Annotated in this window: 23 protein-coding genes; 9 read left to right on the top strand and 14 right to left on the bottom strand. The window is 42.3% G+C overall.

The window, feature by feature from the left end:
* Positions 1-47 precede the first annotated feature (47 nt).
* Entirely contained in the window at positions 48-962 is a 915-nt protein-coding gene (gene fmt, locus R2Q85_RS06990; protein ID WP_316811039.1) for a methionyl-tRNA formyltransferase, read from the top strand.
* Position 963: 1 nt separating this feature from the next.
* Here the strand turns inward: fmt and R2Q85_RS06995 are convergent, their stop codons facing one another.
* From R2Q85_RS06995 to R2Q85_RS07005, 3 genes are read right to left on the bottom strand one after another with little or no spacing between them, the layout of a single operon-like run.
* Positions 964-1947 (bottom strand): 2-hydroxyacid dehydrogenase, encoded by a 984-nt coding sequence (locus R2Q85_RS06995; RefSeq protein WP_316811040.1) that lies wholly within the window; start codon positions 1945-1947, stop codon positions 964-966.
* 41 nt (positions 1948-1988) lie between these two features.
* Positions 1989-2825 (bottom strand): aminotransferase class IV, encoded by an 837-nt coding sequence (locus R2Q85_RS07000; RefSeq protein ID WP_316811041.1) that lies wholly within the window; start codon positions 2823-2825, stop codon positions 1989-1991.
* Between the two features lie 16 nt (positions 2826-2841).
* Positions 2842-3873, bottom strand: a complete 1032-nt coding sequence (locus R2Q85_RS07005) for an RluA family pseudouridine synthase (RefSeq protein WP_316811042.1) — start codon at positions 3871-3873, stop codon at positions 2842-2844.
* 307 nt (positions 3874-4180) lie between these two features.
* On the opposite strand from R2Q85_RS07005, the gene R2Q85_RS07010 reads away from it, so the two are divergent.
* Both R2Q85_RS07010 and R2Q85_RS07015 read left to right on the top strand, forming a co-directional pair.
* Entirely contained in the window at positions 4181-5053 is an 873-nt protein-coding gene (locus R2Q85_RS07010; protein ID WP_316811043.1) for a 1-aminocyclopropane-1-carboxylate deaminase/D-cysteine desulfhydrase, read from the top strand.
* An 82-nt stretch (positions 5054-5135) separates the two neighbouring features.
* Positions 5136-6266 carry a PAS domain S-box protein gene (locus tag R2Q85_RS07015; RefSeq protein WP_316811044.1) on the top strand — a complete coding sequence of 377 codons (1131 nt, stop codon included), beginning with the start codon at positions 5136-5138 and terminating at the stop codon, positions 6264-6266.
* Between the two features lie 29 nt (positions 6267-6295).
* On the opposite strand, the gene R2Q85_RS07020 is transcribed toward R2Q85_RS07015, so the two are convergent.
* On the bottom strand, positions 6296-6418 hold the full coding sequence (locus R2Q85_RS07020) for a hypothetical protein (protein WP_316811045.1): 123 nt from the start codon (positions 6416-6418) through the stop codon (positions 6296-6298).
* 91 nt (positions 6419-6509) lie between these two features.
* Positions 6510-7082 carry a dihydrofolate reductase family protein gene (locus R2Q85_RS07025; protein ID WP_316811046.1) on the bottom strand — a complete coding sequence of 191 codons (573 nt, stop codon included), beginning with the start codon at positions 7080-7082 and terminating at the stop codon, positions 6510-6512.
* A 215-nt stretch (positions 7083-7297) separates the two neighbouring features.
* On the opposite strand from R2Q85_RS07025, the gene R2Q85_RS07030 reads away from it, so the two are divergent.
* On the top strand, positions 7298-8185 hold the full coding sequence (locus tag R2Q85_RS07030; protein WP_316811047.1) for a DUF2268 domain-containing putative Zn-dependent protease: 888 nt from the start codon (positions 7298-7300) through the stop codon (positions 8183-8185).
* A gap of 177 nt (positions 8186-8362) precedes the next feature.
* A complete protein-coding gene (locus tag R2Q85_RS07035) occupies positions 8363-9412 on the top strand; it encodes a hypothetical protein (RefSeq protein WP_316811048.1) in 1050 nt (349 codons plus the stop codon).
* 116 nt (positions 9413-9528) lie between these two features.
* Here R2Q85_RS07035 and R2Q85_RS07040 read toward each other — a convergent pair whose 3' ends face one another.
* From R2Q85_RS07040 to R2Q85_RS07060, 5 genes are read right to left on the bottom strand one after another with little or no spacing between them, the layout of a single operon-like run.
* Positions 9529-10317: a hypothetical protein gene (locus R2Q85_RS07040; protein ID WP_316811049.1), complete on the bottom strand. Its 789-nt coding sequence runs from the start codon at positions 10315-10317 to the stop codon at positions 9529-9531.
* Position 10318: 1 nt separating this feature from the next.
* On the bottom strand, positions 10319-11497 hold the full coding sequence (locus R2Q85_RS07045; protein ID WP_316811050.1) for a CHASE2 domain-containing protein: 1179 nt from the start codon (positions 11495-11497) through the stop codon (positions 10319-10321).
* Between the two features lie 14 nt (positions 11498-11511).
* Complete coding sequence (locus R2Q85_RS07050; protein WP_316811051.1) at positions 11512-13683, bottom strand: tetratricopeptide repeat protein; 2172 nt, start codon at positions 13681-13683, stop codon at positions 11512-11514.
* Positions 13680-15254 carry a redoxin domain-containing protein gene (locus R2Q85_RS07055; RefSeq protein WP_316811052.1) on the bottom strand — a complete coding sequence of 525 codons (1575 nt, stop codon included), beginning with the start codon at positions 15252-15254 and terminating at the stop codon, positions 13680-13682. Before R2Q85_RS07055 ends, R2Q85_RS07050 begins: the two co-directional genes overlap by 4 nt.
* A 26-nt stretch (positions 15255-15280) precedes the next feature.
* Positions 15281-16702, bottom strand: a complete 1422-nt coding sequence (locus R2Q85_RS07060; RefSeq protein WP_316811053.1) for a C1 family peptidase — start codon at positions 16700-16702, stop codon at positions 15281-15283.
* 178 nt (positions 16703-16880) lie between these two features.
* Here R2Q85_RS07060 and R2Q85_RS07065 point away from each other — a divergent pair, with 178 nt between their 5' ends.
* The 4 genes from R2Q85_RS07065 (at position 16881) to R2Q85_RS07080 (ending at position 21577) form a co-directional block, all read left to right on the top strand.
* Entirely contained in the window at positions 16881-18302 is a 1422-nt protein-coding gene (locus tag R2Q85_RS07065) for a serine hydrolase domain-containing protein (protein ID WP_316811054.1), read from the top strand.
* Between the two features lie 112 nt (positions 18303-18414).
* Positions 18415-19755 (top strand): NADP-specific glutamate dehydrogenase, encoded by a 1341-nt coding sequence (gene gdhA, locus R2Q85_RS07070; protein WP_316811055.1) that lies wholly within the window; start codon positions 18415-18417, stop codon positions 19753-19755.
* A gap of 86 nt (positions 19756-19841) precedes the next feature.
* Positions 19842-21173 carry an L-lysine 6-transaminase gene (lat, locus tag R2Q85_RS07075; protein WP_316811056.1) on the top strand — a complete coding sequence of 444 codons (1332 nt, stop codon included), beginning with the start codon at positions 19842-19844 and terminating at the stop codon, positions 21171-21173.
* Complete coding sequence (locus R2Q85_RS07080; RefSeq protein ID WP_316811057.1) at positions 21173-21577, top strand: hypothetical protein; 405 nt, start codon at positions 21173-21175, stop codon at positions 21575-21577. Before lat ends, R2Q85_RS07080 begins: the two co-directional genes overlap by 1 nt.
* A gap of 4 nt (positions 21578-21581) precedes the next feature.
* Here the strand turns inward: R2Q85_RS07080 and R2Q85_RS07085 are convergent, their stop codons facing one another.
* The 4 genes from R2Q85_RS07085 to R2Q85_RS07100 form a co-directional block, all read right to left on the bottom strand.
* A complete protein-coding gene (locus R2Q85_RS07085) occupies positions 21582-22943 on the bottom strand; it encodes an acyl-CoA dehydrogenase family protein (RefSeq protein ID WP_316811058.1) in 1362 nt (453 codons plus the stop codon).
* Between the two features lie 68 nt (positions 22944-23011).
* Positions 23012-23728, bottom strand: a complete 717-nt coding sequence (gene bshB1, locus R2Q85_RS07090; protein WP_316811059.1) for a bacillithiol biosynthesis deacetylase BshB1 — start codon at positions 23726-23728, stop codon at positions 23012-23014.
* A 19-nt stretch (positions 23729-23747) separates the two neighbouring features.
* Entirely contained in the window at positions 23748-24224 is a 477-nt protein-coding gene (locus R2Q85_RS07095) for a glutathione peroxidase (protein ID WP_316811060.1), read from the bottom strand.
* Between the two features lie 5 nt (positions 24225-24229).
* On the bottom strand, positions 24230-24847 hold the full coding sequence (locus R2Q85_RS07100) for a DUF4294 domain-containing protein (RefSeq protein ID WP_316811061.1): 618 nt from the start codon (positions 24845-24847) through the stop codon (positions 24230-24232).
* Positions 24848-25048: the final 201 nt, after the last annotated feature.

Here is a 25048-nt window from a genome sequence, read left to right on the forward strand (position 1 = left end):
AATATGCGTTAAATTTTTAGTTATTTTGTTACCTAAAACAAAGGACAATGAGATTAGTTTTTATGGGTACCCCCGATTTTGCTGTTGCTGCATTAAATGCACTTGTACAAGCAGGTTTCGAGGTAGTAGGCGTAGTAACTGCTGCAGACAAACCTGCCGGACGCGGACAAAAACTACAGGAAAGTGCAGTAAAACAATACGCTGTTGCCAATGGCTTAAAAGTATTGCAGCCCCTAAAGCTCAAAGACCCTTTGTTTATAGCAGCGCTAAAAGCATTAAATGCCGACTTACAAGTGGTGGTTGCCTTCAGGATGTTACCCGAAGTGGTATGGAATATGCCCCCAAAAGGAACCATCAACCTGCATGCTTCATTATTGCCCCAATACCGGGGTGCCGCCCCTATTAACCACGCCATCATTAATGGCGAAAATGAGAGTGGCGTAACTACCTTTTTCCTGAAACAGGAGATTGATACCGGAGATGTGATCTTTTCCGAAAAAGTAGACATTACAGCTACGGATACCGCCGGAGATTTACACGACAAACTGATGAATGTAGGTGCCGGCCTGCTGGTCAAAACCGTAAAAGCGATTGAAACAGGCAGCTACACCGAACAGCCACAGCCAAATGCCGGACAACTGGAATTAAAACATGCACCTAAGATATTTAAGGAACATTGTTTGATCGACTGGAATCAGCCTGCAAAAAACATTTATAACCTGATCCGCGGCTTAAGCCCATACCCTACCGCTTTTACCAAACTGAACGATAAAACCCTTAAAGTTTTTAAAGCAGAACTCGAAGAAAAAGAAACAGGGCTGGCAGCCGGGGCCTTCCTCTCAGATGGGAAAACCTTTCTCAAGTTTGCTGCAAAGGATGGCTTCATTAAACTGACCTATCTGCAGTATGAAGGCAAAAAACGGATGCAGGTTGATGAATTTTTAAGAGGGATGCGCCTGTAAATTACTTTACACGATTGATAAGCGCTTCTCCTTTGGCAAAAGCATCCAGGTTTCCAAAAGTAGTCCGGGCAATTTCCTCCATGGCCTCTTTGGTAAAAAAGCCCTGGTGTGAAGTGATCAGTACATTGGGAAAAGAAATGAGCCTGGTAATCAAATCATCCTGTATCACATCTTCCGAACGATCGTGGAAAAAGAGCTTTCCCTCCTGTTCATACACATCAAGGCCAAGTGCACCCAGCTGTCCGGTTTTTAAAGCCTCAATAACCGCTTTGGTGTCAATCAGGCCACCCCTGCTGGTGTTGATCAGCATAGCCCCCTGCTTAAACAATTTAAGGCTTTCGGCATTGATCAAATGATTGGTCTGTTCCGTTAAAGGGCAATGCAACGCAACTACGTCAGCATCAGCCAGCGTATCTTCCAGGCTGCCATAGTGTACACCGGTTTCTTTCAGCGCTGCTGATGGATAAAGGTCATGTGCACTGATCCGGCAGCCAAATCCGGTTAAAATTCTGCAAAAAGCAGCGCCGATATTCCCCGTACCGATTACAGCAATTTTACGTCCATGAAGATTAAATCCCATTAGCCGCTCTAAAGAAAAATTACCTTCCCGCACGCGGTTGTAAGCTTTATGGGTTTTCCTGTTTAGCGTTAAAATCAGGGCCATCGCATGTTCAGCAACCGCCTCTGGCGAATAAGCAGGCACCCTGAGTACCGGAATACCTAAACGGGTTGCAGTGGCCATATCCACATTGTTAAAGCCTGCGCAACGCAAAACAATTAACTTCAATCCATTTTCATGCAAATGATTCAAAACAGCAGCATTGATGCTGTCATTAACAAAAACGCAGATGGCATCAAACCCATCGGCCAGTCTGGCCGTATCCCCGGTTAGCGGAACCGTAAAAAAAGACAATTCATGCCCGGTATTGAAACGGCTTAAAAATTCTTCATCATATTGGCAGGTACTAAATACGGCAATCTTCATAAGGCTAAATATAATACAAATTGCAACAGGGCCACGTTAAATTACAACGCATTCAGTTTAACACTTAATTGCTTTGTCATTTCATTAAAATACCTTTTGCGGCCATAGCCCATTACCCAACTGATCCCGTTGATGGCATTGGTCACAAATACCTCTTCCGCGGCTTTTAAAATCTCGGGGCTAATCTGGGCTTCAATCACATCAATATCGTTTAGCCTGGCCATATTCATTACCACACCACGCATCACCCCAGCCACACAACCTTCAGACAATGCTGGTGTATATACCTTTTTGTCATATACCACAAAAACATTTGAACTGATGCTCTCACACAAAAAACCACTTTGATTTAATAGCAACGCATCATCCAGGCCGTTCTGTTTTTTGTACAATCCGGCCATTACATATAGCAAAGCATTGCTGGTTTTATAATTAGAAAGCTTATTTACAGGTTTGGTAATTTCATCATATACATCAATGATCAGTCCCCGCTTATTCAGTTCGTAGTGGTCATCTGTCAAAGGCGTAGCTTCCAGCAAATAGCCCGATTTATTGCTATTAGGGGTATACAATCCATCACCAGCACGAAAAACCGATAACCTGAAGCGTACATTCTCTTTCAGTTTATTTTTTTTACAAAGCTCTGCGGTTTTCTGTTTTAAAAAATATTCATCCAGCAAAGTACTCCCATCTATTTTCAGGGCCTTCATTCCGGCATGTAGCCGATCCGCATGCTGCGCGGCAAATTGCAGTTTACCGTTACACATGCGCATCGTCTCGAAGAGGCCATCACCATATTTAAAGCCCCGGTTATTCGCCGTAAGGATGGGCTGGCTGATGGCTACAAACTCATCATTATGTAAAATATATTCCTGCATCTGATTGCCCGCTGTATTAATTTGATTGTACGATGTAATTTCTCCACTTAGTCAATGCCGAATCGAAATCCGAGGGCAAAGGTGCTTCAAATTCCATATACTTTTTAGTGGTCGGATGAATAAACCCTAAAGTTTGCGCATGCAGTGCCTGACGTGGCAACAATTGAAAGCAATTTTGAACAAACTGTTTGTACTTATTAAAAGTAGTACCTTTTAAAATTTTATCACCGCCATAGTTGGCATCGTTAAATAAAGGGTGGCCAATGTGTTGCATATGTGCTCTGATTTGATGTGTACGGCCAGTTTCCAGCTGGCAGCTGATTAAGGTTACATAACCTAAACGTTCCAACACGCTATAATGTGTTACAGACCATTTACCTTTTTCTTCATCATCATATACATCCATCACAATCCTGTTCTTCGCACTGCGGCCAATAAAGCCCGTAACTGTACCATCCTGCTCAATATCACCCCAGGCCAATGCCACGTACTTACGGGTAATGGTATGGTCAAAAAACTGCCTGGCCAGTTTCGTCATCGTAATTTCATTCTTACTGATCAGCAACAGCCCGGATGTATCCTTATCAATACGGTGCACCAAACCCGGACGCCCTTCATTGCCCGGCAACTGCGGCAACTGATCAAAGTGAAAAGCAAGCGCATTCACCAGCGTACCTGTATAATTGTTAAATCCCGGGTGTACTACCATACCAGCGGGTTTGTTTACCACCAGCAGGTCATTGTCTTCGTACACAATATCCAAAGGGATATCTTCCGGATAAACTTCTGTATCACGTGGCGGATGAGGGAACACAATAGAAATCTCGTCGGCAGGTTTAACCTTATAACTAGGCTTAACCGTTTTTTGATTTACCAGCACATTTCCTGCATCAATGGCATTTTGTATACGATTTCGTGATGCATTTTCCATACGGTGCATCAAAAACTTATCTATACGCAGTAAAGACTGTCCTTTATCAACAACAATGTTAAAATGTTCATATAAATCCTGCTCCTCTAATTCTGGCCCGGTATAACTGTTTTCCATCTGTTCTCTCTTGTTTATTATTAGGTAATGGAGCTTACTGCTGCCTTCTGGCTTTTGCAGATTCCCTGTTGCAAAACTAATCTTTAACAATTACATATTTAAAAAAGAAATTGGTCTGCTTTTTGTGAACCCTACGCGCATACCTTTTAAAAAATGGTTATAAAGCTAAGTAGAATGGCTTTATAAGAAATGAAAAACAAAAAAATATACGCTTATGAAAAACTTTACTCAAAACGTTAAGATCATACTTAACTTCTTCCCATACCTGCTTAAAAAGATTTATTTCAAACAATAATCCAGTAAAGTATTGTTTGTAGCTATACACAGCCCGTTACAATCCTTAAATTTCTTTTCCGGACACCAGGTGATGGTAAAAAGGGACGATCTGATTGATCCTTTTATATCAGGGAACAAATGGCGTAAGCTGAAATACATTTTAGCAGAAGCAAACCAAAATCAGAAAACACATCTGGTTACTTTCGGAGGTACATATTCCAATCATTTAGTAGCCGCAGCAGCAGCCTGCTCCAGAACAGGCTTAAAAAGTACAGCTTTCGTACGCGGAGAACCGGCAGAAAACGAAATGCTCCTGCTGTGCAGGTTGTATGGAATGCAGCTGATATTTACCGACCGGCTGAGCTATAAAAACAAAACCTTATTATTTGATCAGCATTTTGGCCAAAACCAGGATGCTTTTTTTGTGGACGAAGGCGGAGCAGGTGCACATGCGGTTAAAGGCTGCGCAGAAATCATTGCAGAACTGCCTGCAGATATCGATCACTTATTTTGTGCTGCCGGAACCGGAACAACCGCTGCAGGCCTGCTAAAAGGCATACAAACGCATCAGCTAAAAACAAAACTCCATGTAATACCTGTGCTAAAAGGTGGAGATTTTATTGCAGATGAAATTCTAAAGTATACCGGCAATAATGATCAGCTGACATTGCATACCGAATACCATTTTGGCGGTTATGCAAAAACCACTCCTGTTTTAATTGAATTCATAAAACAGTTTGTTGCCCATACTGGCCTGATGATAGACCCTGTTTATACCGCAAAAATGTTTTATGCACTGGCCGACCTGCTGCAAAACCATTATTTTAAACCCAATGCTAAAATAGTAGCGCTGCATACCGGCGGATTACTGGGCCTGTTGGGCATGAAAGATAAATTCAGTTAAAAAAGAAAAACCAAGTTTATATTCGTATCTTATGTAACATATTGATTACGCCAGTAAACAATACATAGGGATAGCACAATTTATGGATACGTTAGGAAACGGCAGGAAACGCGAACACCTTGACGAAAAGTTAAGGATAAGCGAAGAAAGGTTTAGGCGCGCCTTTGAGCACGCGGCCATAGGCATGGCAATTATCAGTACAACAGGCAAATGGCTGAGGATCAACAAGAGTCTTTCCGACATGCTGGGCTATAGTTCAACAGAGCTGATGAAGCTTACCTTCCAGGATGTAACCTATCCGGAAGACCTCAACAAAGACCTCATTCTGCTAAGCGAACTCATCGGGGGCAAAAGAGAATCGTACCAGATGGAAAAACGTTATTTCCATAAAAGTGGCCATTTGGTTTGGGTTATTCTTGCCGTATCTGTAATCAGAAACAACAAAGGGAAGCCTTTGCATTTCATTTCACAAATTACAGATATCAGCAAAGTTAAAGCTGCAGAAGACGAGATAAAAACAGTGCTGGATGTAACAAACGATCAGAACAGACGCCTGCTTAATTTTGCACATATTGTTTCCCATAACCTCCGCTCCCACTCGGGCAACCTCAGCATGCTGCTCAATTTTATAGAAACCGATACAGACGAAAATGGCAGGCAGGAGTTATTCAAAATGTTTCGCCATGCAGCCACTAACCTGCAGGAAACCATTGGCCACCTTAATGAAGTTGTTGCAGTGAATAGCGTCATTCATCAAAATTTAGTTGTCGTTAATCTGCGCAGTGCCATTGATGGTGCCATCGGCAATGTCGAAGCCTTACTGAAAGCAGCAGGGATAAACTGCATCAACGAAGTAGAAGACGACATCAATATTAGCGCTATCCCCGCATACCTGGACAGCATTCTGCTTAATTTTTTAACCAACTCCATCAAATATCATTCTAAAGAGCGCAAACCGGTGATACGGTTATCTTCAGCGTTGGAAAACAACCTCATTGTACTTACCATTGAAGACAATGGGATTGGCATTGACCTGAAACTAAACAGGGATAAAATATTTGGGATGTATAAAACCTTTCATAACAATAAGGATGCCCGGGGTATCGGTTTATTTATTACCAGGAACCAGATAGAGGCCATGGGTGGAAAAGTTACCGTTGAAAGTGAATTGGATCAAGGTACCGCTTTTAGCATCTATTTTAAGCCGGGTTAAGTGTGTTGCTATAACCGCACTTTTACCCCTCAGATCCAAAGCATCTCTTCTTCTGAAGGCCGGCTTTCTATCTGGCTATTTCTAAACAAAGAAGCTATGGGTGCTAATAATGCGATTACCACAAAAGCAATTAAAACAGGATTTACTTTCATTCGTAATGTTTTTGTTATACGGCAAAGTTAAAGCCCTGTTATTAAACCTACGTTAAATTACCGTAAATACTCAAATAACCCCGCATTAATGTTATGGTTTGTCTACGATGTAGCTCAGTTCAGTTACGCCACAAGTAAATTGAGTGGTAGTCAATAATTTTAATTTGATTTTGTCTTTGATTTCTGCAAACAATGGAATGCCTTGTCCAAGAATAACTGGATTAACGAATAGCCAGTAGCCATCAATTAGGTTCAGTCGAATAAGTGAATGTGTTGCCCTGGGGCTACCAAAAAGCAAAATATCTTCACCGTCCTGCTGTTTTATTTCATTTATTTTGTCAGTGATGCTGCCGGTTATAATTTCTGTATTGGTTAAACCGGCGTCTTTCATTGTTGTTGATAAAACAACCTTGTGCACATTTTTATACCACTTTGAATGTTCAATGTCATGCCTGCTTGCTGTTGGCTTGTCTGCTGCCGTAGGCCAGTAACTTTCCATCATCTGATAGGTTACCCGTCCGTATAATGCGGTATCTCCTTCGCTGATCCGTTTGCCGACATGATCAAAAATTTCCTCATCAACTGAAATCCAGTCCATTTCTCCATTTGGTCCTGCCACAAATCCGTCAAGAGAGAGGTGCATAAATGAAATTATTTTTCTCATGATTCTATGTTTTGGTGAATAGTATTGATTTTTTCCAGATAGCTTTCCAATATTATTGATTTTTTTTGAAACACTTACCACCTTCACCATTATCTTGAACATTTATCGCATCCTTCACTTCGTTCTGGATGACAAATTGTGCTATTTGCCGATACTGAGGCTTGTAACATTTGCTGGTCTCTTGTAGTCTATTTAAAAAATATATATTTTTTGCAATGAACAAAACCTGGCTTGTTGTCCTTTATTTTTCAATTCTTCCCTATGTTTCTGTAGCCCAAAGCGTTTCAGATCCGCTTAAAGCAGAATTTGTAACAAAGGATATTCCGAATTTCTGGATAGCCTTTGACAGCCTTCAAGCTGGCTACAAAGGAAATCCTTTCAATGACTTTTACATCAGTAAAGGTTCACCCGGAATAGCTGCTTTTATGAAAAGCCGCATCATAAATGCAGATTCATTGCGCAATAGGGTTAGTCGCAATAAGACTAAGTATTTGGAGAAGAGGGAAAGCAGTTTGCAATTTTTAAACCATAAAAAACAATGCATTTCTACTTATATGGCATTAAAATATTTATATCCTGATGCAGTTTTCCCACCCGTATATTTTGTAATTGGCAGGTTTAATTCTGGCGGGCATTCGCATAAAAACGGACTGGTTATCGGTGCAGAAATGAATGAACCCAATAATGTTCCTTACACGGTAGCACATGAATTAATCCACTACCAGCAACAAGACATACAGGAAAGTGAAACCAATCTTTTATCAGCATGCATTGCCGAGGGAAGCGCCGACTTCATAGCTGAACTGATCTCCGGTGGAGGCCCTAACGCCAAAACATATGCTTATGGCAATACCAATGAAAAAAAACTGTGGACGGAGTTTAAGACCATCATGTATGACAAAGACAACAATCACGATTGGATCTATAGCTATAAACCTAAAAACGGATATCCGCCTGATCTGGGCTACTGGATGGGTTACAAAATAACTGAAGCTTACTACAAGAAATCAACCGATAAGAAAAAGGCAATAGCCGATATACTGCACATCAAAGACTACCGCAAATTTCTAAAGGATAGTGCTTATGAGGAAAGATTTAAATGACAACCTCTACCTACTATCAAAGAGCTGATAGACATTATGATTAACGGTTAAGTTTGTTTTCTGGAAAGAAAAATTTATATTTAAGATGGCTCATCATGCCGGTCAAACACTGCTACCTGGTGTATCAGGAGTATGACAGGATTACGGTGATCATACCAGTCACAGGCTAAATCAAATATGACTAATAGAAGAAACTTTATCAAAAATATATCGGCAGCGGGATTGCTGAGTGCAATTCCAGGGGTCTTATTATCGCAACCAGCCGGAATCACCTTCAAACCTTCGGTGAACAGCAAAATATGGGGATGCCTGCTGCATTTAAGTTATAATTTTTGGGTGGAGTACAGTTCCCCAAGTCCATACAGAGGGTATCGACCTTATCTGCAATTGAGTGAATCTTTATGGAATGATGCCACAGAAACCATGGCCAAAGCCGGTATGAACATGGTAGTGATAGATTTGGGCGATGGGGTTGCATATGAAAGCCATCCTGAAATTGCCGTAAACAATGCATGGTCTGTAACACGGCTAAAAAAGGAATTGGTGCGGCTGCGCAAAATGGGCCTGGAGCCAATTCCCAAACTGAACTTTTCAGCAGGTCATGATGTTTGGTTAGGAGAATATTCAAGAATGGTCTCTACGCAAAAATATTATGAGGTTTGCAGTGAGCTGATCAAAGAAGTAGCTGATATTTTTGAAAAACCTCGTTTTTTTCATCTGGGCATGGACGAAGAGAATGCTTACGACCAAAGATATCTCAATTATGTGGTAATACGACAACACGATCTCTGGTGGCATGATTTTAATTTTTTAGTAGGGCAGGTAGAGCAACAAGGTTCCCGTGCATGGATCTGGTCTGACTATTTATGGAAACATGCTGATGATTTTTTCAAAAAAATGCCTAAATCAGTGATACAGAGCAACTGGTATTATGGTGAAAACTTTGATGAGAAACTAACTCCTGTAAAAGCATACTTAGACCTGGAAGCTTACGGATATGACCAGATTCCGACGGGAGGGTTTTATAAAAAAAATGACGAAGGTGAAAAAAACATAGCTAATACCGTTAAATTTTGTGAGGAGAAGATTGCTGACCCTCATTTATTTGGTTTTTTGCAAACATTCTGGGCGCCAACTACCGAAGAAAACAGGAAAGGTATTTTAAAAGCCGTCACCCTGCTGGGCGAAGCAAAAACCTGGTATGACGAGCATCATAAAAAGTCTTAATCCATAATGACCAGGATTGCTTGGGGCCTTCTCGGGGTATTTATGGGGTTAAGGTTACCTTTTGCCCGTTAAACCCCGAGAAAGCCTTGCTAAATCTCCAACCAGCCCGATACACGTTAAATGCCAAAAACCCTGCTCAGCTCTTCCCCGCCTATTTTTCCATAATTATCAAACAAATGGCCGGTAACTTCCGTTTTTAGTTTCTTCTTATCTGTAGTACCGTAAGCAGATTTAATTAATTCAATCTGTTTGGTAATCTCTTCCTTATTGGCCAGTACCGGATAAAATTTGGCCAATGCTGATGATTTTGCCTTCCCATCTGTATCAGACTGATAACATAATGTAACAGGTCCTGATGGTGTAGCTAAAAGTTTCCCTGAAAAAAGAAGCCCCCTGTCTGTATGTTCAATCTTATGTGTGGTTAAATTACCATTAACAGGATATTGCAGAAAGAAAAAGTTTGATGCATCCAGTTTATAAATTGGTTTAACTATAAATGGCTCGTTTTCAATTAATAAAATACGATCCTGCGTTTCCAAAGAAGAGAAATATGTTACCGGATCGTTTCCCTCAAACATCATTGATCGTGTACTTAATCTATAAGTACTTGTTGAAGGTACCAAATTACTCTTGAGCACAGCAAGAAGTTCGCTTTTACCTCCCCCAACGATCTTCGCAGCATTGATATCGAAGCGCCCTTTACCCGGACTGATACAAGACACTTTTCCGGAACTTTCCTTGAATACCAGGGCATCTGTTGAAAGGAGTGCGTCACCAATCTTTAGCGGTTTACCTGTTTTCTTAAGGATTACTGTTCCTTTGATAAAAGTTACGTAATAACGTTCGGCCTGAACAAAAGCAAGGCTGATCATGATGAATACGGCGAATGTTAATTTTCTGAACATACTATTTGAAATTAAAATAAGTTTCTCTCAATTCCAGCAACCATTTTTTAAAATCACCTTTGCTCCATTTTGAATTGCGTTGCTGGATAACAAAGCGGAGTAAATTGATATACAAGGTAATAATCAGTACCTGCAGGTGCTGATTAAAGAGTAAATAGGATATCATGGAAAACACGGCAAGATAAGTGGCGCTTCCCAGTAAAGGCCCAAACCAGGAAGACGGATGTTCCTCGTCATCAGGCAGTGGAAAAAGCATGATCCTCGAAAATACCAGGTATCCGGCTAATAAAAATAATAACCACCAAATGCTGATCAGGTGTTGTCCGGCTGTTAGGCTCAGGTAAACGTTGATTAATATCAGTGTACCGGGGGTTGAACCAAATACAGTTTCGTGAACATCCGAATTGAAGTCACCCAAAATAACAAAGCGGTCTTTTAAAAATTCATTTACCAGAACCTCCTCAGGCAACAGCAGTAATTCTGATAAGGTCACTACAGGATATTCACCCTGCTCAAATAACTCATGCGCACGGATCTGGTAATCAATGATCATTGAATTTAAGCTTGGCCTGTTATGGTCCAGCCAGAAGCCTTTATTATAAATAAGTTTTCTTTGGTTAATTTTTTCATAAAGCAAAACCGGAACTGTAGGCAGGGTATCGCTTTGGAACAATTTAAACTTCATAAATCCGCTGCTTGCCATGCGGTAGTCAGCTATTGCCCTTGGTACATCAACGTCCAGTTTTTCGATATGGTCGTTGCCATCAGAATGTGTAGGAAATACAATTTTATCAATACCATTAACAGCTGCCTGAAGCAAACTGTCGTTTGCTGAGTAACCTTGCAGAAATACATCACAGAAAGTAAACTTAACCTCCTGCTGATGCTGCTTAACGATCTGAAAAAACTGCGCAAGTTTCTCCCGGTCAGTAATTACTTCATTGCCAAGCCCGTCTGCTCGGGGTATCAGTGCCTTTTCATAAGCAAGGTTTATAAAAATGAAATCTTTTTTTGGCGGATCTTTATCGATCTGAAAAACTACACGCTTTAAAATAGATGACCATTTGATCAGCAACTGTTCGTCGCCATACGTGAAACCTGTATTCATCCACCAGGCAGTAAAACCAAGTAATAAGAATGCATGTGCGAAGCTGATGAGCCATTTGATCGAAGTCTTCAACTTAATCTACTCCTTTATTTCTTACTAAATATAAAATCTCCTCCAACGTGTCCGGCTAGTTCAAGCGTCCCGTACCTGGGTTCTGTTTTGGTTTCGGTCATCACGGCTTCCAGAATTTGATTGATGAACATTTTTTGTGCGGTCAGGTATTTGTCCTTATTATCACTCAATGCCTTTACCAGGTATTTCATAAAAACACTTTCATCAGGCACTTCTGTATCGTTACCAGAAGTGATGGCTACACGGGTAATTTTGTTTTCCATTTCCCTGATCGCGGGAGGGGCATCTTTAATTCCCCTGGTTTTAAATACAGATCCTGAAAAACAGGCATCAGTAATCAGCAAAGTATGCCTTGAGGGGAGTTTGGCAATAAGGTCCAGAACATCTTTATTAGGCAACCAGGTGTTCACATCCTTATATTTGGAATCTGTTAATAGCCAATATCCCTTTTTTTCTTTTTCTACCCAAATGCCATGGCCGGCATAAAATATCAGCAGGTTGTCTTCCGGCTGTAAAGTACTGCCAAGCTCAAGCAGATGCTTTTTAATTTCCGTATTTGCCGGATTAAACAAAGTTGAAATATTGCTTTCCACAAAGTTATAGCTGTTTTTAAGGATCAATTTCAGTTTAATGGCATCAGCGATGGGGTTTTCAAGAGAAGGTATGCTGGTGTCATCATAATTTTGCGCTGCAATCAGCAAACAGTAATTCTTGCCTTCCTGAGTCACAACAGGGCTGATTTCATGACCAGCTACCTGTACAGCTTTTTCTATTTCAAAGATCAGTTCAGCCTTATTGCCTGCCACATCTTCGGCTACTAAAGCGAATTTATTAACTCCGTCAGCCAGTTTTACATCTCCCCAGAAATCGCCACCATTTTGTGCGTATACCTTATTGCCATTTATGGTTACCTGTTTAAGGCCAGAAGGGTCTTTTGCAATTCCTTTAATCATGACGGTTGTTCCGGCAGCAGTAATTTTAAGGCCTCTCTTGATGGCAGGCTCGGTAATGATGATTTCAGGAGGGTTTTTGTCCAGTTTCGTTTCTTGTATCAGTTTACTCTCCAGATGGGCCAACCCATTTATTGCAGGCAGGTGATCTGAATTATACAAAAGGGCAAGCTCATAATCTGACCTGGCTTTATCATATTCTTTGAGCCCCATATAAGCTTCGGCCCTACCAGTCAGGTACCTGTACTTTGCCCAGGAATATTTTGGATTTGCCGTGAAGCCCGGGGGCTTATATTCAAACGCTGCTTTAAACTGGGCGATGGCAGATTCATAGGCCTTGGCTGCCAGGTCTATAAGGCCGGCTGTATAAGCAACTTCAGGATCCGTTTTTGATAGCGCTACGTGTTTAATAGCCAGATCCAGGAATACCCTGGCCTGTTCAATGTTTCCGCTTTTGGCATAGGCCTGGGCAGTGATCATCCTGGCGGCGGCTCTCCAGGTGGTATTCATTCCTTTATCTTCTTTTTCCATCCTGTCACACAGTGCAATGGCCTGTTCATAGTTTCCTTCTGCCAGCGCCAGATTTGCGCCGACATATACTGGCGACAGTTGTTTATCCATAAAGGCACGTTTTTCCCCAAACATTTTATTTAAGGTATCTATACAGCGCCGCGCAGTTTCAAAATCGCCAAGCTGAACAGCGGTAATCCCGAAAGCCCCGTAACCATCCTTATCTAATGCCCCCAGCTTTTCCATGGCAAAGTAATCAATCAGTGTTTGCTTCATGTCTCCGCTAAGTGCATTTGCCGATGCCCGGACCTTGTAAATCTCAAGGTGAAATTTATCCACAGGCTCATATTTGTAAATGGATTTAAAAATAGTTAGTCCCGGATAATTCACCATGATACTGGGATAGGTATTTATGGCCTTCAATATGGCATTCCACTCTGCATTAGCACCATTCGCATCGCCAATCTGCATCTTGTACAAGGGAAGCTGGTTTACCAATGCCAACACTGGGTAAGTAGCCAGCGACTGCCGGAACTGCTTTTCTGCAGCTGCGTAGTCTCCCGATTTCCAGGTTTTATCAGCTTTCAAGGCCAACTCAAAAGCTTTATTATAAGCCGCAATATCTTTCTTCTTATCACCCTCAGACTGCGCCAGGGTATACATTATACTGCAAATCGTCAGGCCTGCAGCCAGGCAGGCTTTCTTTAACCAATTCATTCTTATCATTTCTTAATAAATATAAAATCACCGCCCTCATCACCTGCTTCTCTGATCTCACCATATTGCGGTACCTGTCCATTCGAACTGTTATTGATCACCGCATCCCTGAAGCTGGAGTACAGCCTTTCAGCGGATAAATATTTGGCGCTGTTTTGCGTCAACCGTTTTACCAGATATTCGATGAATACACTTTTATCCGGGACCTCTTTAAGTGTCCCACTGGTCATTGCTTTCCGGCTTGGCATTTCATAGAGTTCTTTTATTGCCCTGGGCGCACCAGTTAAAACGGCCCGGCTTTTAAAAATACTCCCGGCAAAACAGGCATCTGTGATCAGTAATGTATGCTTAGAAGGAATGGCAGAAATGTATTCTTTAAGATCTGCATTCGTAACCCATGAGGCACGGTCATCCCTGCCGGCATCTGAAGGAAACCAATAACCTTGTTTCCGTCCGGCATCCCAAACGCCATGTCCTGCATAAAAGATCAGCACATTATCTTCCTTTTTTATTTTCCGGGAAAGTGTTTCCAATGACCTGAATATCTCTGACCTTGTCGGGTTTGCCAACAGTGAAATATTCTCTTTGTCAAATGTATAATTGCTAAGCAGAACATCCTGTAATGACCTGGCATCTGCTACAGGCTGGTCCAGATCCGTTATACTTTCATCATTATAATCCTGAATACCTATGATCAGCGCATAGTATTTGCCCTCAGTATTTGTTACAGCAGCATTTACAGGTACAACCGGTACCGGCTGAGGATTGGGAGAAGGATCAGGCTTATTGGAACTGCGGTTGATGACAAATTCGTGTACTGCAGAGTTGAGTTTTCTATCCGTGGCCCTTACCTTAAGCTGGTTATCACCCATGGTAAGCGGAACACTGGCAAAAAAATTTCCTGTTTCGCTGATTGCGGCGGCAATCCCATTTACTTCAACTGATTTTATGCCGCTTTCGTCTGTAGCTGTTCCTGAAATCAGGACCCTGCTCCCGCTTTGTACCACCTTCAATCCGCGGGTAACCTCTGGTTCTGTAATGGCAATTACCGGCGGCGTATGATCTGCATTAACCTCAGCTTTTACAAATTTAGACAACACACTGGATACATCGTCCCCCCTCAGGTTAGTGGCAACAATTTTTCCCGCAGGATCAATTAAAAAGTTTGCCGGAATGCTAGTTATCACATATTGTAGCGCAATCTCATTTTTCCAGCCTTTTAAATCTGATAACTGTGTCCAGTTCCTGCCATCCACCTCGATGGCCCTAAGCCAATCATCCCTTTTACCTGGCATATCCAGCGACACGTTAATAATGGCAAAATTATTATGCTTAAACTTGTTATAGGCAGCTACCAGATAGGCGCTTTCAGCACGACATGGGCCACACCAGGAAGCCCAGAAATCAATAAAAACAAATTTCCCCCTAAAATCTGATAATTTAACAGGGTTGCCATTTACATCATTTTGGGTAAAATCTCCAGCCATTGTACCAATTGGTGCCGCAACATTAAATGGATTTTGAGCTAACACCACCCAGGGCAGCAAAGCAATCGTAAGTAACAGGAAAAGTTTTTTCATCCTTTATGAATTATTATTAATCCAGGTTATTTATGCTCCAGTTCAACCATCATCGGCACAATACTTTTCCCCTTGCTAAAACCTGTAAAAGCAATCTTATCTGCAGAAAACTGTATGTTTTTAGGATCTACCGTTTTATCTCCTATTACCTTAAAAACCCGCTCACTAAATGAGCCTTGCTCCGCACCTATTTTTTTAACCAGGTCATTAAGGTTCAGTGCTTCCCGGCTGTAAAGCACACATAAAAAATCCTTACCGGGTTTATCATCAAACTCTATATAGTGGTCTTCATCAGGTATAGGAACCTCGTTCTTTTTATCTGTAAGCGCCGCGCTTATACCTTCTTCATACGGAAATATTTTGGTGACCTCATTGCTCAGGTCTGTACTTATGGCATAAACAAAAGCAGGTTCATTATTCGAAATGTATATTCTGAAACGTGTACCCGAAGCATATGGCTTTGCTGTTTTATACAGTGTTAAAGGGCCCGGGGCTGCTTTAGCAGGCACTATTTTTAAACCTCTGGTAGAAACCAGCAGGTTTGTCTGCATATCACTTCCATCGGCAAGGGTAAGTTTTATCTGACCAGAAAGGTCGGCTATTTCGGGTTTAACCTCCGGAAGGTCCACAAATTCGTAGGCATAGCGGGTAAAGCGGGCGAAATCTGCATATTTAATCCAGATATAGCCCATATTACCCCATCTTGTTCCCCAGCTGTTCTGAATTTCAAAAGCTCCCCCAAACTTTTCATCATCGTATCCAACTACACACATGGCATGCCCGCCCTGACTGGTTAGCGGTTCCTCGGTAGGTTGCCATACTTCTTTGGCAGTCATGAAAGAATTGGGGCAGAGCATACCAAATACTACCGGTTTTTTTTCTGCTATTGATTTTTTAACCGATTGTATTTTAAACTCCGCCGTTCCATCAACATAAAAAAGTTTCATATAGTCTTTGATCTTTGAAGAAGCAGCCATACTCAACTGATCCTCGCTAATCGAAGGTGTACAGGTTACCGGTAAGCTTTTATGAGGGATACTTCCCTGCTGTTTCATGATTTCAAGCGCGTAGGAAATTACAGATCCGCCTGTGCAGTCCTGATCATTAGGTTTTAACATTCTGAATAGAAAGGCAGGGGAGTATGCATGCTCCGTGATCATCTTTTGATCTGTCCAATTGTTCTTTACAGCCTCAACAATGGTACGACCGCAATAAGCCACGGCCCATGAAGTACAGGTACCGTATGCCCCCTGGCTGCTGGGAGTTGGCGCATAGGTTTTAATACTTGCTGATGAAGGCAGAGCTGTTAAACTGCGGGTAAGTTTTGCTTTTTGCGGAATGGCAGCATAAGCTTCATCATTAAAGTCCATCCCCTTAACATACTGGGCCTGAACTGAAATCACAGAAATGCTTGCGATAAACAAACAAATAGGGCGTAATTTTTTCATAATCAACTAAAATACTGATAATTCAACTGAGAAGAAATACCTACTTATAGGTATTTCTTATTCCATTTTTTTTGTTAAAAATCACGCATTTGTAGCTTAGGGTGACAGGACTGTAACAAATCTGCTTTTACAGGCTCAAACCTGATGTACTGACACTAGGAATCTTAGAAAAAAATTTATGCTCAAACTCCTGATCTTTAGGCTTAGCCTATGCCTCACTTTCCTCAGCGTTAATGCAACCTATGCCCGGCAGGGAACAGCGTACTGCGATAACATCGTTGCACAGGTACGGGCCAGCTTCAATCTAAATCAACCGGAAAAAATATATGCTTTAACCTCGGTAATATTTCAGAAAAAAATGCCGGGTGAACAATTTGCACTTGGGATGAACAAGTTCCATGCAAAAACAGGAAACTGGATAAGCAGCGTTTTTAAGGAGGAGAATGAAAAAGGACTGGATTATCTTGTGGTATTTGCAAACTCCCGGCAGATATTTTCCATCAAGTTAAACGGAGAGGGTAAGATAGACAGGCTCAATTTTGCAGCTGTTCCAATAATGATCCCGGAAAAAATTGGCCAGGTGCCCGGCGATAATCCGCTGAAGGATTCTCTTGACCTTATGGTGGAGCATGCTGTAAGGCCCTATATCCAGAAGGGAAATACTTGTGGATTGGTCCTGGCGCTTATCCATAATGGGCATGTGCGTAAATACAGTTACGGTTCTGTCAATAAAAAGGTAAAGCAATTGCCCGATGCGGAGTATACCATTTTTGAGATTGGCTCGATAACAAAAACTTTCACCTCATTGATCCTCGCCGAAGAAGTTGTAGCAGGCAGGATGAAACTTACTGACCCGATAAACCTTTACCTGCCGGATTCGATACCTGCACTTAGTGTCCAGGGTACACCTATCACCTTACAAAATCTGGCTAATCATACTTCTGGTTTTCCAAGGCTGCCTGCCAATATTTTTAATGGCAAAGTAGATCCGAAAGATCCCTATAAGCATTACCTTCCCGACTCTCTGTATAGTTTCCTGATGCGTTATCATCCGTCTGTTATGCCGGGTACGGTATTCTCCTATTCCAATTACGGCGCAGGCGTGCTGGGCACCATACTGGAACGTAAACTCCATGGCAGTTTTGAACAGCTGGTCCTTAGCCGGATCTGCAAGCCTTTAGGGATGAGCCATACCAGCCTTACGCTTAATGATACGGCCCAAAAGAATTTTGCACAAGGTTACAATGAAACTGGTGAAACGACTGCTCCCTGGGCTCTTGCATCGTTAAAAGGCTCGGGAGCCATCCGCTCTACCCTGAACGATATGGTTAAATATGCCCAGGCCCAGATGGCAATAAAAGGTCCATTACATAAAGCGATAGCACTTAGCCATCGGCCAACCTTCATCGGCAAAGCACAAAGTATGGGATTGGGCTGGAGAATTAACCGGATCGGACAGCACACCTATCTGCGCCATTCGGGCGGAACAGGTGGTTTCAGGTCTTTTATAGGATTCGATCCTGACAGACAGACCGCAATCATCATCCTGTCCAATGCGGCAGAGGATGTGACCAGTATAGGTGAGAGATTCTTAAAATAGCAGGAGCTATCGCTCAGGTTATCATAAAACCTCCTTTTTTACGCTATTATTTTTTAAAAAAACCTATTTTTAGCGAACAAATAATAAAAAAACCTAAACAGTTAAACGAGCAATGAATAATTTGATAAAGGAGTTCATGGATAAACTTGAACTCAGGAATGCACATGAACCAGAGTTTTTACAGGCAGTATTTGAGGTAGCAGAATCAATTATTCCGTTTAGTGAAGAAAATCAAAAATACAAGATCCATAAAATTTTAGAACGCATTGCTGAACCGGAACGGGTGATCATATTTAGGGTGCCCTGGTTAAATGATAAAGGCGAAGTAGAAGTGAACCGCGGCTTTAGGGTACAGATGAATAGTGCCATAGGCCCATATAAAGGGGGGCTGCGTTTTCATCCTTCAGTAAACCTGAGCGTGTTAAAGTTCCTGGCTTTTGAACAGGTTTTTAAAAACAGTTTAACCGGACTGCCGATGGGCGGCGGAAAAGGCGGAGCTGACTTTGATCCAAAAGGAAAATCGGATCATGAGATCATGAAGTTTTGCCAAAGCTTTATGACCGAACTTTATAAATATGTAGGCGCTGATATGGACGTTCCAGCCGGAGATATTGGTGTAGGTGCCAGGGAGATCGGCTATCTATTTGGGCAGTACAAACGCATCAGGGGTGAGTTTACAGGAGTGTTAACCGGCAAAGGGCCTGAGTGGGGCGGCAGTTTGATCAGACCTGAGGCAACCGGATATGGTGTAGTTTATTTTGTGGAAGAAATGCTGAAGCTTCGTGGCGATTCGCTGAAAGGTAAAAATGTAATCATTTCCGGATCAGGAAATGTTGCGCAGTATACAGTAGAAAAATGCATTGAAGTTGGCGCCAAAGTGCTTACCATTTCAGATTCAGAGGGCTATATATATGATCCGGCAGGAATTGATAAAGAAAAACTTGCCTTCATTATGAACCTTAAAAATATCCGCAGGGGTCGTATCAAAGAATATGCGGATCAATTTAACTGTGAATTCTTCCCCGGCCAGAAACCATGGGGTGTAAAATGTGACATTGCATTTCCGAATGCCACGCAGAATGAACTGGAAGAGGCAGATGCCATTTTACTGACGGAAAATGGCTGCTTTTGTGTAGCTGAAGGCGCTAATATGCCAACTACACCTGCAGCCATCCATGTATTTGAAAAGGCTAAGATTTTATATGCGCCTGGCAAAGCTGCAAACGCTGGTGGTGTGGCTGTTTCCGGACTGGAAATGTCTCAGAATTCTTTACGCTATTCTTGGGGACGTGAAAAAATTGATGATAAGTTAAGGCTGATCATTGAACAGATCCACCAGGCCTGTGTGAAGTATGGTAAAGAACCGGATGGGTATATCAATTATGGCAAAGGGGCCAACATTGCCGGCTTTGTTAAAGTGGCCGATGCGATGATTGCACAGGGCATTGTTTAAACCTGGTTTGCCCTATGCGGTAAATTCCCTGTATTTGTTAATTTGGTGGTTTTAGTTACATTTGGAATATACCAAGAAAAGAAATTATGTATCAACTCACTGTAGCTCCGGATAAGGTAAACGAAACGCTAAGCAAACATATTTTAGCCGATGGTTTTGATTTGACTTACGACATGGAAAAAAGCCAGGGTGCCTATATTTACGATGCTAAATACAAGCGTAGCCTGCTGGATTTTTTCACCTGTTTTGCTTCAGTGCCCCTGGGTTATAACCATCCGAAAATGATCCATGATGAGGCCTTTAAAAACAACCTGCTGCAGGCTGCCCTGGCCAATCCTTCCAACTCGGATGTATATACACAGCAGTATGCCCAGTTTGTGGATACTTTTTCTAAACATGGCATTCCGGATTATCTGCCGCATGCTTTTTTTATTGCAGGTGGTGGACTGGCCGTGGAAAATGCGATTAAGGTGGCCATGGACTGGAAAGTACAAAAGAACTTTGCCAAAGGATATCAGGAAGAAAAAGGATTTAAGGTATTGCATTTTGAAAAAGCCTTTCATGGCCGTACGGGATATACCTTAAGCTTAACGAATACGCTTCCTGATAAGACCAAATGGTTTGCGAAATTCGACTGGCCAAGGGTTTCGGTACCCTCGGTTAAATTTCCGCTAACTGGTGAAAACCTGAAACTTGCAGTAGAAACGGAAGAAACCTCTATCGCGCAGATCAGGCAGGCTTTTGCAGCTCATAAGGATGACATTTGCGCCATTATCGTGGAGCCGGTACAGTCTGAAGGGGGAGACAATCACCTTCGTGAAGAATTTCTGATCCAGCTGAAAACGCTGGCTGATCAAAACGATGCCTTCCTGATCTATGATGAGGTGCAAACCGGCGTTGGTCTTACCGGTAAATTCTGGTGCCACCAGCATTTTACGGAGAAAGCACGCCCGGATATCATCGCCTTTGGCAAAAAGATGCAGGTATGCGGGATATTGGTTGGTCATAAGGTAGACCAGGTGGAGGGCAATGTATTCAGGGTCCCTTCCCGCATCAATTCTACCTGGGGTGGTAACCTGGTCGATATGGTCCGCTCTTCACAAATCCTGCAGATCATTGCCGAAGATAATTTATGTGACAATGCAGCTGTGGTAGGCCGCTATTTACAGGAACAGCTGGAACAGCTTGCTGCCAGACATGATAAAATGAGCAATGTACGTGGGAAGGGCCTGCTTTGTGCCTTCGATTTTGCCAGTAAAGGGATGCGCGATGCATTTATACAAAAAGGAATGGAAAACAACGTGATGTTTTTAGGTTGCGGCAGCCAGACCATACGTTTCAGGCCGGCCCTATGTATAGAGAAAAAGCACATTGACGAAGGTATTGAAGTTATGGAACGTATACTGCCCCTTTTGTAATGGGGAATAAAAAATTCAATACTTTTTTAGGGATACTGATCCTGGTTTTAGTGGTTTGGATGTTAAAGGGCACCTTTATGCAGCCCGGTATCAGCAGCCTGAAAGGCGGCTTTACTGAAATAGCCCATTATAGAAATGACAACAATACCGGACCTATACAGCATGTTTTTGCTGTAACGGTAAAAGATACCAGTATAGCCGAACTGGAAGCTTACGGCAATTTTATGCCGCACCATAAAGGCGGGAATACCAAAGTCTATTTCTTTGCTGCCGGGAACCCGGTTCCGGATCAGTTAAATGCCGGAAATGTAAATTTTGACCCCAATTTTGACCAGTACTGTATTGCCCTTTATGAGAAAACCGCGATGGGCAATGCCAGTGTTCAAAAAAATCCTTTTCAATAGCATTTTATACAAAAGCAGAGAAACCGGTAATGGCACGTCCTACTATAAGGGTGTTGATCTCTTTGGTACCTTCATAGGAATAAATAGCCTCGGCATCGGCTACAAAACGGGCCACATCATATTCCAGCAGGATACCATTGCCGCCCATTACCTCTCTTGCCCTGCTCACCACATCACGTGTACGCATAGAACAGAATACTTTTGCGAGTGAGGCATGTTCATCTGTTAACAAGCCCTGGTCCTGCAGCTGGGACAGGCGGAAACAAAGGGTTTGCATGGCCGTAAGGTTGGATAACATTTCGACCAAATGGTTTTGTATCAGCTGGTACGAGGCGATAGGCCGGCCAAACTGTTTCCGGGTACGGGTATAATTTAAAGCACTTTCATAAGCCCCTCTTGCACAGCCAACTGCCTGCCAGGCAACTCCTGCCCGAGTCATTTTTAATACTTTGGCCGTATCTTTAAAGGAGTTGGCGTTTTGTAAGCGGTCTTCCTCATCTACTTCGCAGTTTGTTAAAGTGATCAGGCCATTCTGTACAATGCGCAAGGCCATTTTATCCTGCATCTTTTCTACGGCAAAGCCTTTGCTGTCTTTTCTGACCAGGAAACCTTTAACCTGGTTATCGTCTACATCCCTTGCCCAGATGACAGTAATATCTGAAAAGGTAGCGTTGCCAATCCATTTTTTTTGTCCGTTCAACAACCATTTATTGCCATGACGTTTAGCCGTAGTGGTTAAACCACCTGCTACACCCGAGCCTACTTCCGGTTCTGTTAACCCAAACGCGCCAATGATTTTCATTTGCTGCATATCGGGCAGCCATTGCTGTTTCTGTGCTTCTGAGCCCAGTAAATAGATGGAACCCATAGCCAGTCCGCTTTGCACACCAAAAAAAGTAGACATGGAAGTATCAACCCTGGCCATTTCCATAGCCAGCATGCCTTCCATTAGGTTAGATCTCCCTGCACATCCATAACCCTGGTAGGTTAAACCACATATGTTCAGTGCTGCAATTTTAGGGATCAGCTCAAAAGGGAATTCTGCTTTAAGCCAGTATTTGTTCACCACCGGCTTTACTTCTTTTTCCAGGAAAGCCCTTACTTTTAGCTGTAGGGCGCGGTCTTCATCTTTTAAGGCCTCCTCCCCAAGGTGATAAAAATCGCCTTCAATCGGGGGCAGCTCTTTCTTTTTATGCGGCGTTCCGATCATTTTTAGGAGCCCCTGTAACTGGGTATCATCCAGTTTGGCCACAGAATCTACCACCTTTTTAAGGTCTACTTTTTTAGATAAAGCTTCAAGTTGCTGAAAGTCGACACTTTTAAACAGGGAATAAGCATTTTTTAAAGACGAGAAGATATTGGCCATAATTTGCTGTTTAAGATAAAACAGAATATACCACTTTTTGTTGGCTCAGCACCAATATTTCATCAAAATTAACTGAGGTTAAAGAGGCTGTCTACCCCTAAAAGCTTGCGGGAAGTAAAGCCTTCTCCGTAGGTGCCCCCCACAGCTTTGCCAAATTCCCTTGCCCGGCCGATTACACTTTCAAAAAACTCAGGCGAAGAGATATAGGTATCCGGTCCATCCAGATCAGGATTGAAGAACTGGGTTTTAAAGGCCTTAATGGCAGTCAGCTTGGTTTCAAAATAAGGGCTAATGTCTACAATCACATCTGGCTTAATGTAACGGTCCTGGATGTATTGCAACACCAGCCTTGGGCGCCAGGGCCCTTGTGCTACACCGTCCAGTTCGGTATTTATTTTAACCAGGCCAGACAAAAAACAAGCCTCGTCAGCCAGGTCGCCCGCCCTGCCATGATCCGGATGCCTGTCCTGCAGTGCGTTAGTCAATACAATTTCGGGCTGGTATTTGCGGATCATCTTGATCACTTCCAGCTGATGGGCCTCATCGTTTTTAAAAAAGCCATCTCTCAGCTTCAGGTTTTCGCGCGCATGCAGTCCCATGATCTTTGCCGACTCCGCAGCCTCTTCATCACGCGTTTCGGCAGTACCCCTGGTACCCAGCTCTCCTCTTGTAAAATCGATTATCCCTACTTTTTTACCTAAGGCAATGTGTTTAACAATAGTTCCTGAACAGCCCAGTTCTGCATCATCAGGATGAACGGCAAGCACCAGTATATCTAATTTCATAAAATATCTTCTTTTTAATTTAAAGCAACCGCTGGATTTTCTTCTTTACTTTGGAAGAAAGTGGTTTGGTAAAAGGGAAAAAATAATCTACTACTTCTCCATCTTTATTGATCAGGTATTTATGAAAATTCCAGCGTGGAGTGGATGTTTGTGTTAAAAACTTAAATAAGGGATGTGCCTGCTCGCCCCTAACCATGATCTTTTCAAATACAGGAAAACGGACCCCGTAATTTGCTTCACAGAAGGTTTCGATGGCGCTACCTTCCAGTGGTTCCTGCCTGCCAAAATCGTTAGATGGAAAGCCGAGTATCTCAAAATTTTCTGGTCCCAGCTGCTCCCTGAGTTCCTGCAGCTCCTTTAACTGGGGGGCAAAGCCGCATGCGGAAGCAATATTTACAATCAGCAACACTTTGTTTTTATAGGTAGAGAGGTTCTTTTCAGTTCCATTAATAAGTTTCACCTTAAACTGGTGTACGCTTTTTGATTGGTCAGACATAGTTATTATTGATAAAACCCAGAGGAAATGATAATGGCTTCGATGTCCCTATCTTCCTGCGGGCTATATGTGCTTTTCAGGTTATGGCCCACTACCCTTGCCACCGACTGGTACAGGAACGCAGTAACACCACCTTTTGTTTCTCTTATGATATCATAGGTAGTTCTGCCCAGCTCCCTGTCTATCAATTTGGTTAAAATTTGCCCCTGGGTAATCGTAAGCTCCTTAATTTCCCTGTTAAACATTTCTTTGATCTCTTTATCACATTGTTTAACCAGCTTTTTTTGTTCTTTTTTTTCGGCTGTCAGTGCCAGGTCCCTTTCCAGCTGCTCATATCTTCTTTTTGCAAATAAGGCATAAGGCATCACTTTCATTACATTGTACCGCAACCTGTTGTATGCTGCACGGTCTGCCGGCGATTTAAAGATCCGCATGGCAAAGATCTCGACCTCATTGAGTGGAATCCAGGGGATCATCTCTCCGTTGTCATTGGTTGAGGCTACCCTGATGGTATCATTCTTTCCCATCACCGGCATTTTGACAGGCAATGAATTGACTTGCGCTTTCGCGGAAGCCCCTGAAATAATGACAATTGAAAGAATAAACAGCCTGTAAAAATTCATAATTTTATACCTAAACAAAGTTAGGGCTAATTTTATATTTTTGTTCCTTTAGTAATCTAATATACCCATTTAACGATAAACAGGTATAATTTTTACGTAAATAATACAAAATGACAATTGACTAACTCTCTATATGGAATTCCATTTAAAAACCTTATATTAAGAGGATCATCAATACAGCTATTAACGAAAAACAAAGGA

The sequence above is a fragment of the Pedobacter heparinus genome (assembly GCF_032678725.1).
GTDB lineage: Bacteria > Bacteroidota > Bacteroidia > Sphingobacteriales > Sphingobacteriaceae > Pedobacter > Pedobacter heparinus_A.

Excerpts from the sequence above, each read along its gene's own strand:
- gdhA (WP_316811055.1), top strand. The coding sequence starts at position 18,415 with ATGAATAATTTGATAAAGGAGTTCATGGATAAACTTGAACTCAGGAAT.
- R2Q85_RS07065 (WP_316811054.1), top strand. The coding sequence starts at position 16,881 with ATGCTCAAACTCCTGATCTTTAGGCTTAGCCTATGCCTCACTTTCCTC.
- R2Q85_RS07080 (WP_316811057.1), top strand. The coding sequence starts at position 21,173 with ATGGGGAATAAAAAATTCAATACTTTTTTAGGGATACTGATCCTGGTT.
- R2Q85_RS07025 (WP_316811046.1), bottom strand. The coding sequence starts at position 7,082 with ATGAGAAAAATAATTTCATTTATGCACCTCTCTCTTGACGGATTTGTG.
- R2Q85_RS07030 (WP_316811047.1), top strand. The coding sequence starts at position 7,298 with ATGAACAAAACCTGGCTTGTTGTCCTTTATTTTTCAATTCTTCCCTAT.
- R2Q85_RS07020 (WP_316811045.1), bottom strand. The coding sequence starts at position 6,418 with ATGAAAGTAAATCCTGTTTTAATTGCTTTTGTGGTAATCGCATTATTA.
- R2Q85_RS07000 (WP_316811041.1), bottom strand. The coding sequence starts at position 2,825 with ATGCAGGAATATATTTTACATAATGATGAGTTTGTAGCCATCAGCCAG.
- R2Q85_RS07085 (WP_316811058.1), bottom strand. The coding sequence starts at position 22,943 with ATGGCCAATATCTTCTCGTCTTTAAAAAATGCTTATTCCCTGTTTAAA.
- R2Q85_RS06995 (WP_316811040.1), bottom strand. The coding sequence starts at position 1,947 with ATGAAGATTGCCGTATTTAGTACCTGCCAATATGATGAAGAATTTTTA.
- R2Q85_RS07035 (WP_316811048.1), top strand. The coding sequence starts at position 8,363 with ATGACTAATAGAAGAAACTTTATCAAAAATATATCGGCAGCGGGATTG.
- R2Q85_RS07100 (WP_316811061.1), bottom strand. The coding sequence starts at position 24,847 with ATGAATTTTTACAGGCTGTTTATTCTTTCAATTGTCATTATTTCAGGG.
- R2Q85_RS07015 (WP_316811044.1), top strand. The coding sequence starts at position 5,136 with ATGGATACGTTAGGAAACGGCAGGAAACGCGAACACCTTGACGAAAAG.
- R2Q85_RS07005 (WP_316811042.1), bottom strand. The coding sequence starts at position 3,873 with ATGGAAAACAGTTATACCGGGCCAGAATTAGAGGAGCAGGATTTATAT.
- lat (WP_316811056.1), top strand. The coding sequence starts at position 19,842 with ATGTATCAACTCACTGTAGCTCCGGATAAGGTAAACGAAACGCTAAGC.
- R2Q85_RS07095 (WP_316811060.1), bottom strand. The coding sequence starts at position 24,224 with ATGTCTGACCAATCAAAAAGCGTACACCAGTTTAAGGTGAAACTTATT.
- R2Q85_RS07055 (WP_316811052.1), bottom strand. The coding sequence starts at position 15,254 with ATGAAAAAACTTTTCCTGTTACTTACGATTGCTTTGCTGCCCTGGGTG.
- bshB1 (WP_316811059.1), bottom strand. The coding sequence starts at position 23,728 with ATGAAATTAGATATACTGGTGCTTGCCGTTCATCCTGATGATGCAGAA.
- R2Q85_RS07040 (WP_316811049.1), bottom strand. The coding sequence starts at position 10,317 with ATGTTCAGAAAATTAACATTCGCCGTATTCATCATGATCAGCCTTGCT.
- R2Q85_RS07060 (WP_316811053.1), bottom strand. The coding sequence starts at position 16,702 with ATGAAAAAATTACGCCCTATTTGTTTGTTTATCGCAAGCATTTCTGTG.
- fmt (WP_316811039.1), top strand. The coding sequence starts at position 48 with ATGAGATTAGTTTTTATGGGTACCCCCGATTTTGCTGTTGCTGCATTA.
- R2Q85_RS07050 (WP_316811051.1), bottom strand. The coding sequence starts at position 13,683 with ATGATAAGAATGAATTGGTTAAAGAAAGCCTGCCTGGCTGCAGGCCTG.